Below are 17,260 nucleotides of genomic sequence, written 5' to 3'. Positions count from 1 at the left end.
CCGTCCCCCCTCGCCGGACTACCGGCCGGCGAGGGGGTTCCTCAGGTTCCCCACCAGCTGGAGGGCGCCGGAGGGGTCGGCGAGGTCCACCATCTGCTTGTTGTCGCGCAGCTGGAGCCGGTTGAGGCAGGACAGCGCGAACTCGGGGGCGAACATGTCGTACCGGGCGAACTTGTCGGCCAGCTCCGGCACCGACTCCTGGTACGCGCGGGTCACCTCCGCGACCGTGTCCCAGAAGTCGTCCTCCGTCATGACCCCCTCGGTGGCGAGGTTCGCGGCGAGGAAGCGGAAGAAGCAGTCGAAGACGTCCGTGAAGATCGACAGCAGCTTCATGTCGTCCGGGACCTCGGCGCGGATGCGGGAGACCTCCGGCGGCAGCACCGCGTCGGGGTCCATGACCACGATCTCCTCGGCGATGTCCTTGTAGATCGCCCGCCGCACGGCGCCGTCCTCCAGGACCAGGATGACGTTCTCGCCGTGCGGCATGTACACCAGGTCGTAGGCGTAGAAGCTGTGCAGCAGCGGGGTGTAGTACGCCCGCAGGTAGCGGCGCAGCCACTCCTTCGGCGCCAGCCCGGACCGCTCGATCAGCGCGCCCGCGAAGGACGCCCCCTCGTGGTCGACGTGGAGGAGGGAGGCCATGGTGGCGAGCGACTCGCCCTCGCGCAGGGAGGGCACCGGGCTCTCCCGCCACAGCGCGGCGAGCATCTTGCGGTACGGCGAGTACCGGTCGGTGGCCCGCTCGTACTCCAGGTGCCGGTAGCCGACGGCCGCCCGCTCCCGGATGATCGACAGGCCCGTCGACCTCAGCACCGGGTCGCTCTCGACGAGCTGGGCGAGCCAGTCGTTGATGGCCGGGGTCGCCTCCATGTAGGCGGCCGACAGCCCGCGCATGAAGCCCATGTTGATGACGGACAGCGCCGTCTTCACGTAGTGCTTCTCGGGGTGGGTGGTGTTGAAGAAGGTCCGGATGGACTGCTGGGCGAGGTACTCGTCGTCGCCCTCGCCGAGGCAGACGAGGAGCTTGCGGGCGACCTCGGCGGCGAAGGTGACGGAGAGCTTGTTCCACCACTGCCAGGGGTGGACCGGGACGAGGAGGTAGTCGGCCGGGTCCAGGCCCTGGTCGCGCAGCACGCCGTGGAAGCGGTCGACGGTCCCCTCGCCCAGCTCCTGGCGGACGAAGGACTCGTACTCGATGCCCGCCCCGGCCGTGAACGCCGCCCGGGAGCGGTGCGCGGCCAGCCACACCAGCCGGACCGGGCTCGCGGTCTCGGGGGCGTACGACAGGTACTCGTGGATGCCGAAGCCCAGCCGCCCGTTGTTGGCGACGAAGCAGGGGTGGCCCTCGGTCATGCCGGTCTCGATGGCCTGGAAGCCGGCCCGTGCCAGCTCGGCGGAGGTCACCTGCGGCTTGGCGAGCTTGTAGCAGGTGCCGGAGAGGGTGGAGGAGATCTCCTCCAGGTACACCGGCAGGATCTCGTCGCTCAGGCCGAGGGAGTCCTTCAGCTCGATGAAGAAGTCCAGCGCGGCGAGCGGGAGTTCGGTCCCGTCGCGGTGGCGGGTGATCGAGTCGGCGTCGACCTGCCAGTGGTCCAGGGCGCGGCGCGCGGCGGTGAAGCGGTAGCGGGTGAGGCCGTCGTCGCTGCGGACGGCGTACGCCTCCCCGTCCCGCTCGGGGGTGATCAGCCGCTCGTGGGCGAACTCGGCGAGCGCCTTGCGGATCAGCAGGCGGTTGGCCCGCTCCCAGTGCTCGGGGGTCAGGTGGGCGACGGCGTCGGCGAGGCTCATGCGGACACCGCCTTCTCGAACTGCTCGCGGGTGCAGAAGCTCAGCAGGGCCATCTTCTCCGGCTTCCGTATCTCGCGCTCGGGCACGAAGCCGACGGCCGCGTTCAGGGCGTGCACCGCCGTGTTGGCCACGTCCGGCTCGACGACCACGCGGGCGGTGGCCGGGTCCTCGAAGAGGTGGGCCATCACGGCGGTGATCACGGCCTTGGTGAAGCCGTGGATGGGCCGGTCCGTCGGCGCGACCAGGAAGTGCATGCCGACGTCGCCGGGCCGCGGCTCGTACAGGCCGACCAGCTCGCGCTGGGCCGGGTCGTACTTCTCCATCAGGAACGCGGGCTCGCCGTCGTGCAGGCCGAGGTAGGCGTGGTGGTGCTCGTCGGCGGCGATCTCCCGGTACGCGCGCTCGACGTCCTGCCGCGTCGCGTCCTGCATCATCCAGAACGCGGCCTTGGGGTGGGTGACCCAGCGGTGGAGCAGCTCGGCGTCCTCGGCCGGGTCGAGGGGGCGCAGGGTGAGGGACCCGATGCCCGGGGCGGTGGCGGCGGGGGTGGTGCCGGGGGTGGTGCTCATACGCCGAACTCCTGGAACGCGATGGACTTCTCGACCGGGTAGTACTCCCTGCCGAGCAGCTCACGGATGATGTAGCTGTTGCGGTAGGCGCCCATACCCAGGTCGGGCGAGGTGATGCTGTGCGTGTGGACGCCGGCGTTCTGCAGGAAGACGCCCTGGCCGGTGACGTCGATGGCGTAGTTGCGGGCGACGTCGAAGTTGCCCTGCGAGTCGTAGCGCAGCCGGTCGCGGACCGGCTTGAGGAACTCGGGCTCGACGTACTTGTAGCCGGTGGCCAGGATCAGGCCGTCCGAGCGCAGCTCGAAGTCCTCGCCCTGCTCCTCCTGGCGGAAGGACAGCGTGTAGGTGCCGTCCTGGTAGCGGGCGTCGGTGAGGGCGGAGTTGGTGAGCAGGCGGGTGGGGACCGGGCCGCTGAGGTTCTTCTGGTAGAGCAGGTCGAAGATCTCGTTGATCAGGTCGCCGTCGATGCCCTTGAACAGGCCCTTCTGCTCGGTGGTGAGCCGGTAGCGGGTGGCTTCCGGAAGCGCCCGGTAGTAGTCGATGTACTCCGGGGAGGTCATCTCCAGCGTGAGCTTGGTGTACTCCAGCGGGAAGAAGCGCGGGGAGCGCGTCACCCAGTTCAGCTGGTAGCCGTGGACGTCGATCTCGGCGAGCAGGTCGTAGTAGATCTCGGCGGCGGACTGGCCGCTGCCGACCAGAGTGATCGACTTCTTCTTCGTCAGCTCCGCCCGGTTCTGCACGTAGCGGGAGTTGTGGATGAAGTCGCCGGCCAGGCCGCGGCAGGCCTCGGGGACGTACGGCGGGGTGCCGGTGCCCAGGACGAGCCGGCGGGCGCGGTAGGTGTCGCCGGCCGTGGTCCGCACGACGTACAGCTCGTCCTCGTACGTCACCTCGGTGACCGTCGTGGAGAAGCGGACGCTGCTCAGCTTGGACGCGGCCCAGCGGCAGTAGTCGTCGTACTCGACCCGCAGGGGGTAGAAGTTCTCGCGGATGTAGAACGAGTACAGCCGGCCCTTCTCCTTCAGGTAGTTGAGGAAGGAGTAGGGGGAGGTCGGGTCGGCGAGGGTGACCAGGTCCGACATGAACGGGGTCTGGAGGTGGGCACCGTCCAGGAACATCCCGGCGTGCCACTCGAAGTCCGGCTTGGACTCCAGGAAGACGCCGTTCAGTTCGGCGATGGGCTCGGTCAGGCAGGCCAGACCGAGGTTGAAGGGGCCCAGTCCGACCCCCACGAAGTCGTAGGTGGTTTCCGGGGCTTCAGGACGCGCGGTCAAGGGACTCTCCCAGGTACTGCTCGGCGTGGCCGGCGATCAGGTCGAGGACGGCGGCGATGTCGGACGCCTTCGTCTCGGGATTGAGCAGGGTGAACTTCAGGTAGTGGCGGCCGGCCACCTTGGTGCCCGCGACCACGGCGTCACCGGAGGCGAACAGGGCCTTGCGGGCGTGGAGGTTGGCGCGGTCGATCTCGGCCGGGTCGGTGACGGCCGCCGGGACGTAGCGGAAGACCAGGGTGGACAGCGACGGTTCCACGACGACGTCGAAGCGCGGGTCGGCGGCGAGCAGCCGCCAGCCCTCCGCGGCCAGGTCGCAGACCTCGTCGAAGAGCTCCCCGATGCCGTCGGCGCCCATCACGCGCAGCGTCATCCACAGCTTGAGCGCGTCGAAGCGGCGGGTGGTCTGCAGGGACTTGTCCACCTGGTTGGGGATGCGTTCCTGCACCATGCGGCGCGGGTTGAGGTAGTCGGCGTGGTAGGTGGCGTGGCGCAGGGTGGCGGCGTCGCGGACCAGCACGGCGGAGGAACTCACCGGCTGGAAGAACGACTTGTGGTAGTCGACGGTGACCGAGTCGGCGCGCTCGATGCCGTTCAGGCGGTCCCGGTACTTCAGCGAGGTCAGCAGCCCGCACCCGTAGGCGGCGTCGACGTGCATCCACACGCCGTACTGGGCGCACAGCCCGGCGATCTCCGGCAGCGGGTCGATGGAGCCGAAGTCGGTGGTGCCGGCGGTGGCGACGACGGCCATGGGGACGAGGCCGTCCCGCACGCAGCGCTCCAGCTCGCGGGCGAGGGCGACGGTCTGCATCCGCTTGTCGTGGTCGACGGGGACGGTGATCACCGCGTCCTGGCCCAGGCCGAGCAGCTTCGCGGACTTCTTCACGCTGAAGTGGCCGGCCTCGGAGGCGAAGACGCGCAGCTTCCCGAGGTCCTCGCTCTTGGCCTCCTCGCGGGCCAGCAGCAGTGCCTGGAGGTTGGACTGGGAGCCGCCGGAGGTGAACACGCCGTCGGCGGCCGGTCCCAGGCCGACGCGGCCGGCGGTCCAGTCGATCAGCTTGCGCTCGATGAGGGTGCCGCCGGCCGACTGGTCCCAGGTGTCCAGGGAGGAGTTGACGGCGGACAGGACCGCCTCGCCGACCACGGCCGGGATGACGACCGGGCAGTTGAGGTGGGCCAGGTAGCGGGGGTGGTGGAAGTAGACCGCGTCCCGGAGGTAGACCTCCTCCAGTTCGTCGAGGACCGCGGTGGTGTCGCGCAGCGGCCGGTCCAGGTCGATCGCGTCGATGCGGGGGGCGAGGGCGTCGACGGTGACGCCGGTGAACGGACGGTCGGTGGTGGCGAGTTTCGCGGCCACCCGCTCGACTCCTTGGGCGACGGAGCGGCGGTACTGCTCCGCGGTGGTGTCGTTGAGCAGGTGCGAACGCATGCGGGGGTCCTCCGGTGGGGACGGTCCGAGAGGGATGGGAGAGGGCGGAGCCCGTGATCTTTGCTTAGGTTAGCCTAACCTAATCAGCTCGGGTGGAGCGCGTCCCGGAGGTGACCGCTGTCACGTGGGCACGGCTCCGGGGCGTCCGGGCGCGGCAGTCGCCGCCGCACGCCGTTTCCGGGCGCACGGCGGTCGTGCCCGAACCGGGCGGGGGGTCACTCCTGCTCGCGCAGCTGCTCCTCGGTCAGGCCCCGGCGCCAGTAGCCGACGAAGGTCACCCGGCGCCGGTCGACGCCGCGCTCGCCCACGAAGTGCCGGCGCAGCCGCTTCACGCAGCCGGACTCGCCCGCGATCCAGACGTACGGCCGCTCGGCGGGCGGGAGTTCGGCCGCCCGCACGGCGTCCAGGGCCAGCGGGGAACCATCGGCGGGAGCGTCGTGCTCGTCGCGCACCAGCCAGGTCACCTCGGCGTCCGCCGCGGTCACCAGGTCCTGCACGTCCGCCGCGTGCGGCACCTCCAGCCAGACCCGGGCGCGGGCCGTGGCCGGCAGCGCCTCCAGGATCGCGCAGGCGGCCGGTACGGCGGTCTCGTCGCCCCAGATCACCACCAGGTCGGTGTCGGCGGGCGGGCGGAAGCGGATGGCGCGGTTGTCGGCGATCGCGGGGCCGATCAGCAGCACCTTGTCGCCGGCGGCGGCGCGGGCGGCCCAGCGGGAGGCGGGGCCCGCCTCGACGGCGGCGCCCGGCTCGACGCCGTGCAGCACGAAGTCGATGTCGATCTCGGCCGTGTGCCCGTCGGCGTCCCGCCGCAGCGCCCGCAGCGTGTACGACCGCATCACCGCCCGCACGTCGTCCGGGAGTTCGCGCCAGCCCTGCCACCAGCCGTCGCCCAGCTCGACCGGCACGGCCGGCTCGCTCTGGCCGGGGTGCGGCAGGAACAGCGACAGCGACTGGTCGCGCCCGTCGGAGTGGAAGGCGTGCAGGTCGGGCCCGGTGAAGGTGACGCGGACCAGGGACGGGCCGAGCCGCCTCGTCCGTACGACCTGGAGGGAGAAGAAGCGGAACGCGGCGGCTACGGCGGTGGTCACGGTGCCTCCTGAGGCGTCAGGACGGACGGGGGATCAGGCGCGGGGGATCAGCTGACCTTCTTCGCGTTCTCGATGGCCTTCGCGAGGTTCTCGACCATCGGCACGCACTTGTCGTACGACAGGATCGGCTCGGGCGAGCGGGAGATGACCTGGCCGGCCTTGACGGCGGGCAGTTCCTTCCAGGTGCCCTCGGTGATGTCGGCGGGCTGGATGGTGGAGGAACGGTCGTCCATCATGATGATGTCGGCGCCGTACTTGTCGACGTTCTCCCAGCTCAGGGACTCGAACCAGCCGCCGGTCGCCTTCTTGGCGCTCTCCGGCGGCTCGACGAAGTTCACGCCGAGGGCCTTGAAGTACTCCAGGTCGACGGAGAGGTTGGTGCCCGAGACGTAGAACAGGTCCTGGCTGGCGGACCCCGCCATGACCTTGATGTCCGGCCTGGCCTTGGCGGCGGCGCGCAGGCGGGCGGAGGCGTCCTCGAACCGCTTCTTGGCGTCGGTGATCTTCTTGGAGGTCACGTCGGCGCCCAGCGACTTCGCCAGCTCCAGCATGCGCTGCAGCGGCTGGGTCAGCTGACGGTCGTAGACGGAGACGGCGACGCTCGGGGCGAGCTTGGCGATCTTGTCCTTGGAGGTCTCCGGGACGTACCAGAGCGTGCCCGCGTCGTCGAAGGTCGTGCTGATCAGCACCTGGGGCTGGAAGGCCGCGTACTGCTCGACGTTGAACTGGTCGTACTTGTTGCCGAAGACGGTCAGCTTGCTGACGTCCATGTCGCCGGCCTGGACGTCCGCCTTGCCGTCCTTGGTCCTGGTCGGGCCGAAGACGCCTTCGACCTCGATGCCGTAGTCGTACAGGGCGGCGGCGACACCGGTGAAGGCGACGATCCTCGTGGGGACCTCGTCCAGCTTCACGGTGGTGCCGCGGTCGTCCCGGAAGGTCCAGGGACCGGACGCCTTGGCGGACGCCGACGCGTCCGGGCCGCCGTCCTCCGAACCGCCGCCGCATGCGGTCAGCGCGACGCCAAGGCCGAGCGCGCCGCCGGTGGCGAGCAGGCCGCGACGAGTGAGGTTGGCGGAGGTGCCGTTCGACATGGGTGGGGTCTGCTTTCGTCCGTACGAGGCTGCAAAGGCGCGTGCCGGCGGCAGGGGCCGGAACCGCGCTTAGGCTAGCCTAACCTCGCCTCGGGGCCAAGGGTGCCCGGGGGACGGCGAGGGGCCGGTCCCGGAGCGTGCGTACCCCTCCGGGACCGGCCCATGGCACCGGCCCGGCGTGGTGGACCCCGCCCCACGCCGGGGTCCGGCTGCTCCGCGGAGCCCGCCGGCCGGGTGGCCCGCGGGACGCGCCCGCTCCTGCCCGGCGGGACGCAGGGCAAGGGGAGCGCCTCGTACGCGGTCCCGCCCCGGCCGCCCCGAGCGCTCTCCGCGCGCTCGCGCCGCCCGGCCCGAGGCGGCTCACGAGCCGTCACCGGTGCGCCGGTGATCGCCGCGGGGACGGGCACCGGCGCGTCCGGCCGCCGGGGAGGATCAGCCGGCGAGGCCCAGTTCCCGCGCGATCAGCATGCGCTGCACCTCGCTCGTGCCCTCGCCGATCTCCAGGATCTTCGCGTCGCGCCACATGCGGGCGACCGGGTACTCGTTCATGAATCCGTAGCCCCCGTGGATCTGGGTGGCGTCGCGGGCGTTGTCCACGGCGACCGTGGAGGAGTAGAGCTTGGCGAGCGCCGCCTCCTTCTTGAACGGCTCGCCCGCCACCAGCCGGGAGGCGGCGTCGCGCCAGGCCAGCCGGGCCGTGTGCGCCTTCACCTCCATGTCGGCGATCTTGAACTGGATCGCCTGGTTGGCTCCGATCGGCCGGCCGAAGGCGTGGCGTTCCCTCGCGTAGGCGACCGACTCGTCCACGCAGCCCTGCGCCAGGCCCGTGGCCAGCGCGGCGATGGCGACCCGGCCCTCGTCGAGGATGCGCAGGAACTGGGCGTAGCCACGGCCCTCCTCGCCGAGCAGGTTCGAGGCGGGGACCCGGACGTCGTCGAAGGACAGTTCGCGGGTGTCGGAGGCGTTCCAGCCGACCTTCGAGTACGGCGGCGCCACCGTGAACCCCGGTGTCCCCGACGGGACGATGATCGCCGAGATGCGCGGTCCGCCGTCGGGCTTGCGGCCGGTGACCGCCGTGACCGTCACCAGGCCCGTGATGTCCGTGCCGGAGTTGGTGATGAAGCACTTGGTGCCGTTGATCACCCACTCGCCCGTCGCCTCGTCCAGCCGGGCCGTGGTCCGGGTCGCGCCCGCGTCCGAACCGCCGTCCGGCTCGGTCAGGCCGAACGCGCCGAGCATCTCCCCGGAGCACAGCCGGGGCAGCCAGGTCCGCTTCTGCTCCTCGGTGCCGAACAGGTGGATCGGCATGGCGCCCAGCGAGACGCCCGCCTCCAGGGTGATGGCCACCGACGAGTCGACCCGGGCCAGCTCCTCCAGCGCGATGCCGAGGGCGAGGTAGTCGCCGCCCATGCCGCCGTACTCCTCCGGGAACGGCAGCCCGAACAGGCCCATGCGGCCCATCTCCCGCACGATCTCGTACGGGAACGCGTGCCGCTCGTAGAAGTCGCCGATCTTCGGCGCCACGACCTCGTGCGCGAACTCCTCCACCGTGCGGCGGAGTTCCTCCAGTTCGGGGGAGAGCCTGTGGTCCATCGTGTCACTGCTCCTTGTGGGAGACGGGGGCGGCCGTGTCGCCGGGGCCGGCGCCGGTGGTGCCGGTGGTGTCCGTGCGGGGGGCGAGGGCCCGTACGGTGCGGGAGGGACTGGGGCGGCCCAGCCGCCGGGCCATCCACACACTGGTGGCGACGAGGCGGTCGAGGTCGACGCCGGTGTCGATGCCGAGGCCCCGCAGCATCCACACCAGGTCCTCGGTGGCGAGGTTGCCGGTGGCGGACTCGGCGTAGGGGCAGCCGCCCAGGCCGCCCGCCGAGGCGTCGACGGTCGTGACGCCGTGCCGGAGCGCGGCCAGGGTGTTGGCCAGCGCCTGGCCGTAGGTGTCGTGGAAGTGCACGCCCAGTGCGGGCACGGGGACACCGGCCTCCTCCAGGGCCGTCAGGAGCGCGGTGACGTGGCCCGGGGTAGCCACCCCGATGGTGTCGCCGAGGCTCAGCTCGTCACAGCCCAGGTCGAGCAGGGCCCGGCAGACCCGGACGACCCGGGGGAGCGGGACGGGGCCCTCCCAGGGGTCGCCGAAGCACATCGAGAGGTAGCCGCGGACGTGGACGCCCTCCGCCTTCGCCCGCGCCACCACCGGCTCGAACATGGCGAGCGACTCGTCCACCGTGCGGTTCAGGTTGGCCTTGGCGAAGGACTCCGTGGCGCTGGCGAAGACGGCGATCCGGCGGGCGCCGAGGGCGAGGGCCCGCTCCAGCCCGCGCTCGTTGGGGACGAGGACCGGCAGGTCGACCGGGAGACCGGCGACGAGGGGGTAGAGCCGCTCGGCGTCGGCCAGCTGGGGCACCCACCTGGGGTGGACGAAGCTGGTCGCCTCGATCGTGGTCAGCCCGGCGCCGGCGAGGCGGTGGACGAACTCCGCCTTCACCTCCGTCGGCACGGTCGCCTTCTCGTTCTGCAGGCCGTCACGGGCGCCGACCTCGTGGATGCGGACGCGGGCGGGCAGGCCCGCCGCCGGTACGGCCATGGGGAGACCCTCAGTCGTCATGCCCCGCCTCCTTGGGTGCGATGACCGCCAGCACCTGGTCCATGGCGACCGCGGTGCCGGGGGTGACGTCGAGTTCGGTGACCGTGCCGGCGTGCGGGGCGGAGACGACGTGCTCCATCTTCATCGCCTCCACCACCAGCAGGCTCTGCCCCGCGGCCACCTCGTCGCCGACGGCCACCTTCACCACCGTGACCGTCCCCGGCATGGGAGCGGTCAGCGAGTCGGCGCCCTCGCGCGCGGCGCGGGTGAGGGAGGCGGCGACCGGGTCGTGGTCACGGACCTGCCAGGCGTCGCCGTCGCGGCCCAGCCAGTCGCCGGCGCGGTGGAAGGTGTGCCGGACGCCGTCCAGGACCACCGACACCTCCTCGCCGGTGACGGTGTGGGTGCCGCGCGGGGTGTGGGCCGCGGGCTCGGCGCCGGCCGCGCGCAGGTGGACGGTGACGGGCCTGGGCTCACCGCCCAGCCGCCAGCCGTTGGGCACCGAGAAGGGGTCCGTCCAGCCGACCCCGCGCGGGCGCAGCGCGTCCAGCCGGACGGCCGCCGCCGCCTCGTACACCTCCTCCGGCACGCCGGTGGGGACGAGCCCGTCCACCTCCCGCTCCACCAGCCCGGTGTCCAGGTCGCCGGCGACGACCGCCGGGTGGGCGAGCAGCCGCCGCAGGAACCCGGCGTTGGTCTGCACCCCTAGGGTGACCGTCTCCGCCAGTGCCGCCCGCAGTCTGCGCAGGGCCGTTGGGCGGTCCGGGCCGTACGCGATCACCTTGGACAGCATCGGGTCGTACAGGCTGCCGACCTCCGTGCCCTCGTCGAGCCCCGAGTCGGTGCGCACCCCGTCCCCCTGCGGTTCGCGCAGCCGCAGCACCGTGCCGCCGGACGGCAGGAAGCCGCGGGCGGGGTCCTCGGCGCACAGGCGGGCCTCGACCGCGTGGCCGGTGAGCGTGACGTCGTCCTGCCCGAAGCCCAGCGGCTCGCCCGCGGCCACCCGCACCTGCCACTCCACCAGGTCCACCCCCGTGACCAGCTCGGTGACCGGGTGCTCCACCTGCAGGCGGGTGTTCATCTCCATGAAGTAGTACTGGGAGGGGTCGCCACCCGGCACGATGAACTCCACCGTGCCCGCGCCCCGGTAGCCGCAGGAGCGGGCCGCCTGGACGGCCGCCTCGCCCATCGCGGCCCGCGTCGCCTCGTCCAGCAGGACGGACGGCGCCTCCTCGATGATCTTCTGGTGGCGGCGCTGGAGGGAGCACTCCCGCTCGCCCAGGTGGAGCACGTTCCCGTGGCCGTCCGCCAGGACCTGGATCTCGATGTGCCGGGGCCGGTCGATCCACCGCTCCACCAGCAGCGTGTCGTCGCCGAAGGAGGCGCGGGCCTCGCGGCGGGCCGCCGCGATCTCCTCCTCCAGCCGCTCCAGGTCCCGCACCAGGCGCATGCCCTTGCCACCGCCGCCCGCGCTCGGCTTGAGCAGGACGGGCGCCCCCAGCGCGCGGGCGGCGTCGGCCAGTTCGGGGTCGCGCCCGCCGGGCACCACGGGCACCCCGGCCGCCTCCACCGTCTCCTTGGCGCGGATCTTGTCGCCCATGAGGGCGATCGCGTCCGCCGGGGGCCCGATGAAGACCAGCCCCGCCGCCTCGCAGGCGCGCGCGAAACCGGCGTTCTCGGCGAGGAAGCCGTAGCCGGGGTGGACGGCCTGGGCGCCGGTGCGGGCCGCCGCCTCCAGCAGGCGCTCCACCGACAGATAGCTCTCGGCGGCGGGCGCCGGCCCGATCCGCACCGCCGTGTCGGCCTCGCGGACGTGCCGGGCGCCGGCGTCCGCGTCGGAGAAGACGGCGACCGAGCGCACGCCCATCGACCGCAGCGTGCGGACGACGCGTACGGCGATCTCGCCCCGGTTGGCCACGAGCACGGTGTCGAACATCAGTCCCATCCCCCTGTCACATCCGGAAGACGCCGAACCGGGGTTCACCCAGTGGGGCGTTGGCGCACGCGGTCAGAGCCAGTCCCAGCACCTGCCGGGTCTCCAGCGGGTCGATCACACCGTCGTCCCACAGGCGCGCGGTGGCGTAGTAGGCGTTCCCCTGGCGCTCGTACTGCGCGCGGATCGGCGCCTTGAAGGCTTCCTCCTCCTCCGCGGGCCAGGACTCCCCGCGCGCCTCCATCTGGTCCCGCCTGACCGTCGCGAGGACGGAGGCGGCCTGCTCTCCGCCCATGACGGAGATCCTGGCGTTCGGCCACATCCACAGGAAGCGGGGGGAGTACGCCCGCCCGCACATGGAGTAGTTGCCCGCGCCGTACGACCCGCCGACCACCACCGTCAGCTTCGGCACGCGCGTGCACGCCACGGCCGTGACCATCTTGGCGCCGTGCTTGGCGATGCCCCCGGCCTCGTAGTCCCTGCCCACCATGAACCCGGAGACGTTCTGCAGGAACACCAGCGGGATCCCGCGCTGGTCGCACAGCTCGACGAAGTGGGCGCCCTTCTGGGCGGACTCGGCGAACAGGATGCCGTTGTTGGCGACGATCCCGACCGGATGGCCGTGGATCCGGGCGAAGCCGGTGACCAGCGTCTGCCCGAACTCGGACTTGAACTCCGCGAAGCGCGAGCCGTCGGTCACGCGCGCGATGATCTCGCGCACGTCGTAAGGGGTGCGGGGGTCGACCGGCACGGCGCCGTACAGCCCGTGGGGGTCCACCTTCGGCTCGACCGCTTCCGCCACCTCCCAGGGCAGCTCCCCGCGCGCGGGGAGCGTGGCGGCGATGGTCCGCACGATCCGCAGGGCGTGCGCGTCGTCCTCCGCCAGGTGGTCGGTCACGCCCGACACGCGCGCGTGGACCTCGCCGCCGCCGAGCTCCTCGGCGGTGACGACCTCACCGGTGGCCGCCTTCACCAGCGGCGGCCCGCCCAGGAAGATCGTCCCCTGGTTCCGGACGATCACGGCCTCGTCGCTCATCGCGGGCACGTACGCCCCGCCGGCCGTGCACGAGCCCATCACCGCGGCGATCTGCGGGATGCCCGCGGCCGACATCCGGGCCTGGTTGTAGAAGATCCGCCCGAAGTGGTCCCGGTCGGGGAAGACCTCGTCCTGCATCGGCAGGAAGGCGCCGCCGGAGTCGACCAGGTAGACGCAGGGCAGGCGGTTCTCCAGGGCCACCTCCTGCGCGCGCAGGTGCTTCTTCACCGTCATCGGGTAGTACGTCCCGCCCTTGACGGTGGCGTCGTTGGCGACGATCACGCACTCCCGGCCGCTCACCCGCCCGATCCCGGCGACGACCCCGGCGGCCGGGGCCTGCCCGTCGTACATCCCGTCGGCCGCGAGCGGCGCCAGCTCCAGGAAGGGCGAGCCCGGGTCCAGGAGCGTGTCCACGCGCTCGCGCGGCAGCAGCTTGCCGCGGGCGGTGTGCCGGGCCCGCGCCTTCTCGCCGCCGCCCAGCCGGGCCGCGGCGAGCTTGGCGCGCAGCTCCTCCACGAGGGCGCGGTGCGCCTCCTCGTTGGCACGAAACGCCTCCGACGCGGGATCGGCCGCGCTCGTCAGCTCCGGTGCCTCGTGCATCGTGCGGTCCCCTCACCCAGTGGTCCACCAGTTAATGACCGTTAACGCATCTCCCCTCAGGTTAACGACCGCTAACCTCGCTGTCTAGAATCGTCCCCATGGCCACCAGAACCGACGCCCCCACCCGCCGCGAGCAGATCCTCAAGGAAGCCGCCCGCCTCTTCGCCGAGCGCGGCTTCCACGGTGTCGGGGTGGACGAGATAGGCGCGGCGGTGGGCATCAGCGGCCCCGGCCTGTACCGGCACTTCGCCGGCAAGGACGCGATGCTCGCCGAGCTGCTGGTCGGCATCAGCGATCAGCTCCTGACGGGTGCGAAGCGGCGCCTGGCGGAGGCCGGCGGGGCGGCCCCCGGGGAGGTCCTCGACTCGCTCATCGAGGGGCACATCGACTTCGCGCTCGACGACCGCCCGCTCATCACCCTGCACGACCGCGAACTGGACCGCCTCCGGGACAGCGACCGCAAGCTGGTGCGCCAGCTCCAGCGGCAGTACGTGGAGCTGTGGGTGGCGGTGGTGCGCGAGGTGTACCCGGACCTCACCGAACCGGCCGCCCGCTCGGCGGTCCACTCGGTCTTCGGCCTGCTGAACTCCACCCCGCACCTCGGCCGCCGCGGCTCCCTCCCCGGCCGGGGCGCGACGGCGCAACTGCTGCACCGGATGGCGCGGGGGGCGTTCGCGGCGGCGGGGTCCGGGGCGGCGGCCGGGACGGAGTGAGGCGGGCGGCCACCCGTCCGGCGTGACGAGCGTTACGGCGCCGCCTCCCTGGACGCCTGTCCGTACCCGCCGGTACGGTGAGGTCTGAGCAAGCGCTTAGACAGACGTACCGGTGGAGGTGGCGGCGTGCGCCGTACGGTGTTCAACGAGGATCACGAGGCGTTCCGGGAGACCCTGCGCGCCTTCATCGAGGCCGAGGTCGTCCCGGTCTACGACGAGTGGTTCCAGGCCGGCCAGGTGCCGCGCGAGTTCTACTACAAGCTCGCCGAACTGGGCCTGTTCGGCATCAACGTCCCCGAGGAGTACGGCGGCGCCGGCCTGGAGACCCACAAGTTCGAGGCGATCCAGTACGAGGAGACCGCCCGCGCGGGCGTCTCCTTCGGCGGCTCCGGCGTGCACGTCCTGCTCGCCCTGCCGTACATCAAGATGCTCGCCACCGACGAGCAGAAGAAGCGCTACCTCCCGAAGTTCGTCTCCGGCGAGGAGATGTGGGCGATCGCGATGACCGAGCCGGGCACCGGTTCCGACCTCGCGGGCATGAAGTCCACCGCCAGGCTGAGCGAGGACGGCACGCACTACGTCCTCAACGGCGCCAAGACCTTCATCACCGGCGGCGTCCACGCCGACAAGGTCATCGTCTGCGCCCGCACCGCCCCGCCCACCGCCGAGGACCGCCGCCACGGCATCTCCCTGTTCGCCGTGGACACCAAGTCCGAGGGCTACTCCGTCGGCCGCAAGCTGGACAAGCTCGGCCTGCGCACCTCCGACACCGCCGAGCTGGCCTTCACCGACGTCAAGGTCCCCGTCGAGGACCTGCTCGGCGAGGAGAACAAGGGCTTCTCCTACCTCGGCGCCAACCTGCCCTCCGAGCGCTGGGGCATCGCCTACGGCGCCTACGCGCAGGCCAAGGCCGCCGTCCGGTTCGCCAAGCAGTACGTGCAGGAGCGCACGGTGTTCGGCAAGCCCGTCGCCGCCTTCCAGAACACCAAGTTCGAGCTGGCCGCCTGCCAGGCCGAGGTGGACGCCGCCGAGGCGGTCGCCGACCGCGCGCTCGAAGCGCTCGACGCCGGTGAGCTGACCCCCGCCGAGGCCGCCGGCGCCAAGCTGTTCTGCACCGAGGTCGCCCACCGCGTCATCGACCGCTGTCTGCAACTGCACGGTGGCTACGGCTACATGAACGAGTACCCGATCGCCCGTCTGTACGCCGACAACCGTGTGAACCGCATCTACGGCGGCACCAGCGAGGTCATGAAGATGATCATCGCGAAGGACATGGGCCTGTAGTCACCGGACATGAGCGAGGCACTCCAGTCCCTGCTCGACCTGCTCGACCTGGAGCGGATCGAGCAGGACATCTTCCGCGGCCGGTCCCACCCCGCCGTCGTCCCGCGCGTCTTCGGCGGCCAGGTCGCCGCCCAGGCCCTGGTCGCCGCCGGGCGCACGGTCCCCGCCGACCGGCACGCCCACTCCCTGCACGCGTACTTCCTGCGCCCCGGCGACCCGGGCGCCCCGATCGTCTACAACGTCGAGCGGCTCCACGACGGCCGCTCCTTCACCACCCGCCGCGTCGTCGCCGTCCAGCACGGCAAGCCGATCTTCGGCCTGTCGGCGTCCTTCCAGACGTACGAGGAGGGACTGGACCACCAGGCCCCGATGCCGCCCGCCCCGGACCCGGCGACCCTGCCCACCGGCGAGGAGCGGCTGCGCGGCTACCCGCACCTGCCCGCCGAGGTCGTGGAGCGGTTCCTCCAGGCGCGGGCCGCGGTGGACCTGCGCTACGTCGACGATCCCCCGTTCGGCCGGTTCGGCGAGCCGCGCGAGCCGCACTCGCAGGTGTGGTTCCGCACCAACGGCAAGCTGCAGGGCGCCATCGACCGGCCCCTGCTGCACGTCGTCCTGGCCACCTACGTCTCCGACATGACCCTGCTGGACTCGGTGCTGCTCGCGCACGGCCGGGGCGGCTGGGCCGTCGGCGACGTCGTCGGGGCCTCGCTGGACCACGCCATGTGGTTCCACCGCCCCTTCCGCGCCGACGAGTGGCTGCTGTACGACCAGCAGTCCCCGACGACGTCCGGCGGACGGGGCCTGGGCCAGGCGCGCATCTACACACAGGACGGACGGCTCGCCGTCTCGGTGGTCCAGGAGGGCTTGGTGCGCGTCCCGCGGGAACACTGAGGGGCACGGCACGAGCGGGAACGGCGAAAGCGGTCCGGGAGGGCGCCGGCGGCGGGAGCACCTCCCGGTGATCGCCGCCGCCCTGACCGACCCGGGCAGCGCCCCGGCCGGGGCGCTGCCCCACGGGGCCGACGCCCCCGCCCCGGTTACGCCAGCCCCGCCTCCGCCAGCAGGTACGCCGTCATCGGGTCGTAGTACCGCGGGCTGACCACGTGGTCGTCGAGCGGCACCGTCACCTGGAGGGTGCCCTCGGCCTCGGCGAGGAAGAGGGCCGGGTCGTTGCAGTCGGCGTACCCGACGCAGTCCACGCCGTGCTGGCCGGCGTACCCGGCCCAGCCGTGGTCGGCGACGACCAGGTCGGGCAGCGGGCGGCCCTCGCGCTCCAGGCCGGTCAGGATCGCCTTCATCGGCTCGCCGGAGTGGGTGTGCCACAGCGTGGCCCCGTGCTCCAGCACGGCCACGTCCGCGAACTGCACGACGTACCCCTCGTCCGTCACCAGCCCCTCGGGGATGACGACGATCTCGCAGCCGGCGGCCCGCAGCGCGGCGGCCGTGGCGCGGTGCACGTCGAGCAGCCCGCCGGGGTGGCCGGTCGCGAACAGCACGCGCTGCCCGTCGTCGGCGGCCTTGCGCAGCCGGCCGGCCATGCGCTCCAGCGCGGCGACGGTCAGCTCGGGGTCGATGGTGTCCTGCCCGGACCGGTGGCCGGGGTCGTCGACGACGCCGACCCGCTCGGCCATCACCGCGAGGACGTCCTGCTCGTCCGTCCAGCGGTCGCCGAACTCCAGGCCGAGCCAGAAGCCCCGGTCGCCGTTGGCCAGTTTGCGGTAGTGGGAGAGGTTGTTCTCACGGGGGGTGGCGACCTCGCCCGCGATACGGGTCCTCACGAGGTGGTCGACGAGTTCGGCACGGCTGGGTGTCCCGGGTATCGGCATGGCTCCCATTGTGGGGCAGCCGCCGGCACCGGTCTGCGGGCGTGTCACACG

14 protein-coding genes are annotated in these 17,260 nt (G+C 72.1%); 3 read left to right on the top strand and 11 right to left on the bottom strand.

Annotation, left to right across the window (positions count from 1 at the left end):
* Nucleotides 1-18: 18 nt before the first annotated feature.
* The 10 genes from ACSU6Z_RS10080 to ACSU6Z_RS10035 all read right to left on the bottom strand — a co-directional run bounded on the left by ACSU6Z_RS10080 (nucleotide 19) and on the right by ACSU6Z_RS10035 (nucleotide 13,386).
* The gene (locus ACSU6Z_RS10080) at nucleotides 19-1,788 is read right to left on the bottom strand and encodes an IucA/IucC family protein (protein ID WP_437044626.1); all 1,770 of its coding nucleotides are present in this window, start codon (nucleotides 1,786-1,788) and stop codon (nucleotides 19-21) included.
* Nucleotides 1,785-2,357 (bottom strand): GNAT family N-acetyltransferase, encoded by a 573-nt coding sequence (locus ACSU6Z_RS10075; RefSeq protein WP_437044625.1) that lies wholly within the window; start codon nucleotides 2,355-2,357, stop codon nucleotides 1,785-1,787. Before ACSU6Z_RS10075 ends, ACSU6Z_RS10080 begins: the two co-directional genes overlap by 4 nt.
* Nucleotides 2,354-3,631, bottom strand: a complete 1,278-nt coding sequence (locus tag ACSU6Z_RS10070) for a lysine N(6)-hydroxylase/L-ornithine N(5)-oxygenase family protein (protein WP_437044624.1) — start codon at nucleotides 3,629-3,631, stop codon at nucleotides 2,354-2,356. Before ACSU6Z_RS10070 ends, ACSU6Z_RS10075 begins: the two co-directional genes overlap by 4 nt.
* On the bottom strand, nucleotides 3,615-5,057 hold the full coding sequence (gene desA, locus ACSU6Z_RS10065; RefSeq protein WP_437044623.1) for a lysine decarboxylase DesA: 1,443 nt from the start codon (nucleotides 5,055-5,057) through the stop codon (nucleotides 3,615-3,617). Before desA ends, ACSU6Z_RS10070 begins: the two co-directional genes overlap by 17 nt.
* Before the next feature lie 215 nt (nucleotides 5,058-5,272).
* Nucleotides 5,273-6,145, bottom strand: coding sequence for a siderophore-interacting protein (locus ACSU6Z_RS10060; RefSeq protein ID WP_437044622.1), 873 nt, complete (start codon nucleotides 6,143-6,145; stop codon nucleotides 5,273-5,275).
* 47 nt (nucleotides 6,146-6,192) lie between these two features.
* The gene (locus ACSU6Z_RS10055) at nucleotides 6,193-7,236 is read right to left on the bottom strand and encodes an ABC transporter substrate-binding protein (RefSeq protein WP_437044621.1); all 1,044 of its coding nucleotides are present in this window, start codon (nucleotides 7,234-7,236) and stop codon (nucleotides 6,193-6,195) included.
* A gap of 432 nt (nucleotides 7,237-7,668) precedes the next feature.
* Complete coding sequence (locus ACSU6Z_RS10050; RefSeq protein ID WP_437044620.1) at nucleotides 7,669-8,829, bottom strand: acyl-CoA dehydrogenase family protein; 1,161 nt, start codon at nucleotides 8,827-8,829, stop codon at nucleotides 7,669-7,671.
* 4 nt (nucleotides 8,830-8,833) lie between these two features.
* The gene (locus ACSU6Z_RS10045) at nucleotides 8,834-9,838 is read right to left on the bottom strand and encodes a hydroxymethylglutaryl-CoA lyase (RefSeq protein WP_437044619.1); all 1,005 of its coding nucleotides are present in this window, start codon (nucleotides 9,836-9,838) and stop codon (nucleotides 8,834-8,836) included.
* Nucleotides 9,828-11,753, bottom strand: coding sequence for a biotin carboxylase N-terminal domain-containing protein (locus ACSU6Z_RS10040; RefSeq protein WP_437044618.1), 1,926 nt, complete (start codon nucleotides 11,751-11,753; stop codon nucleotides 9,828-9,830). The genes ACSU6Z_RS10045 and ACSU6Z_RS10040 overlap by 11 nt, the downstream gene beginning before the upstream one ends.
* Nucleotides 11,754-11,769: 16 nt before the next feature.
* Nucleotides 11,770-13,386, bottom strand: coding sequence for a carboxyl transferase domain-containing protein (locus ACSU6Z_RS10035; protein WP_437044617.1), 1,617 nt, complete (start codon nucleotides 13,384-13,386; stop codon nucleotides 11,770-11,772).
* Nucleotides 13,387-13,484: 98 nt separating this feature from the next.
* Between ACSU6Z_RS10035 and ACSU6Z_RS10030 the strand changes: the two genes are divergently transcribed.
* The 3 genes from ACSU6Z_RS10030 to ACSU6Z_RS10020 all read left to right on the top strand — a co-directional run bounded on the left by ACSU6Z_RS10030 (nucleotide 13,485) and on the right by ACSU6Z_RS10020 (nucleotide 16,274).
* Nucleotides 13,485-14,099, top strand: a complete 615-nt coding sequence (locus ACSU6Z_RS10030; RefSeq protein ID WP_437044616.1) for an SACE_7040 family transcriptional regulator — start codon at nucleotides 13,485-13,487, stop codon at nucleotides 14,097-14,099.
* Nucleotides 14,100-14,225: 126 nt separating this feature from the next.
* Nucleotides 14,226-15,383 carry an acyl-CoA dehydrogenase family protein gene (locus ACSU6Z_RS10025; RefSeq protein WP_437044615.1) on the top strand — a complete coding sequence of 386 codons (1,158 nt, stop codon included), beginning with the start codon at nucleotides 14,226-14,228 and terminating at the stop codon, nucleotides 15,381-15,383.
* A 9-nt stretch (nucleotides 15,384-15,392) separates the two neighbouring features.
* Nucleotides 15,393-16,274 (top strand): acyl-CoA thioesterase, encoded by an 882-nt coding sequence (locus ACSU6Z_RS10020; RefSeq protein ID WP_437044614.1) that lies wholly within the window; start codon nucleotides 15,393-15,395, stop codon nucleotides 16,272-16,274.
* Between the two features lie 146 nt (nucleotides 16,275-16,420).
* Here the strand turns inward: ACSU6Z_RS10020 and ACSU6Z_RS10015 are convergent, their stop codons facing one another.
* On the bottom strand, nucleotides 16,421-17,209 hold the full coding sequence (locus ACSU6Z_RS10015) for a phosphatase (RefSeq protein WP_437044613.1): 789 nt from the start codon (nucleotides 17,207-17,209) through the stop codon (nucleotides 16,421-16,423).
* Between the last annotated feature and the right edge of the window lie 51 nt (nucleotides 17,210-17,260).

It is taken from the genome of Streptomyces sp. enrichment culture, from assembly GCF_964273145.1.
In the GTDB taxonomy this organism is placed as follows: domain Bacteria; phylum Actinomycetota; class Actinomycetes; order Streptomycetales; family Streptomycetaceae; genus Streptomyces.
Note: the sequence above shows the minus strand (reverse complement) of the source record. Positions and strands in the feature narration are given on the sequence as shown.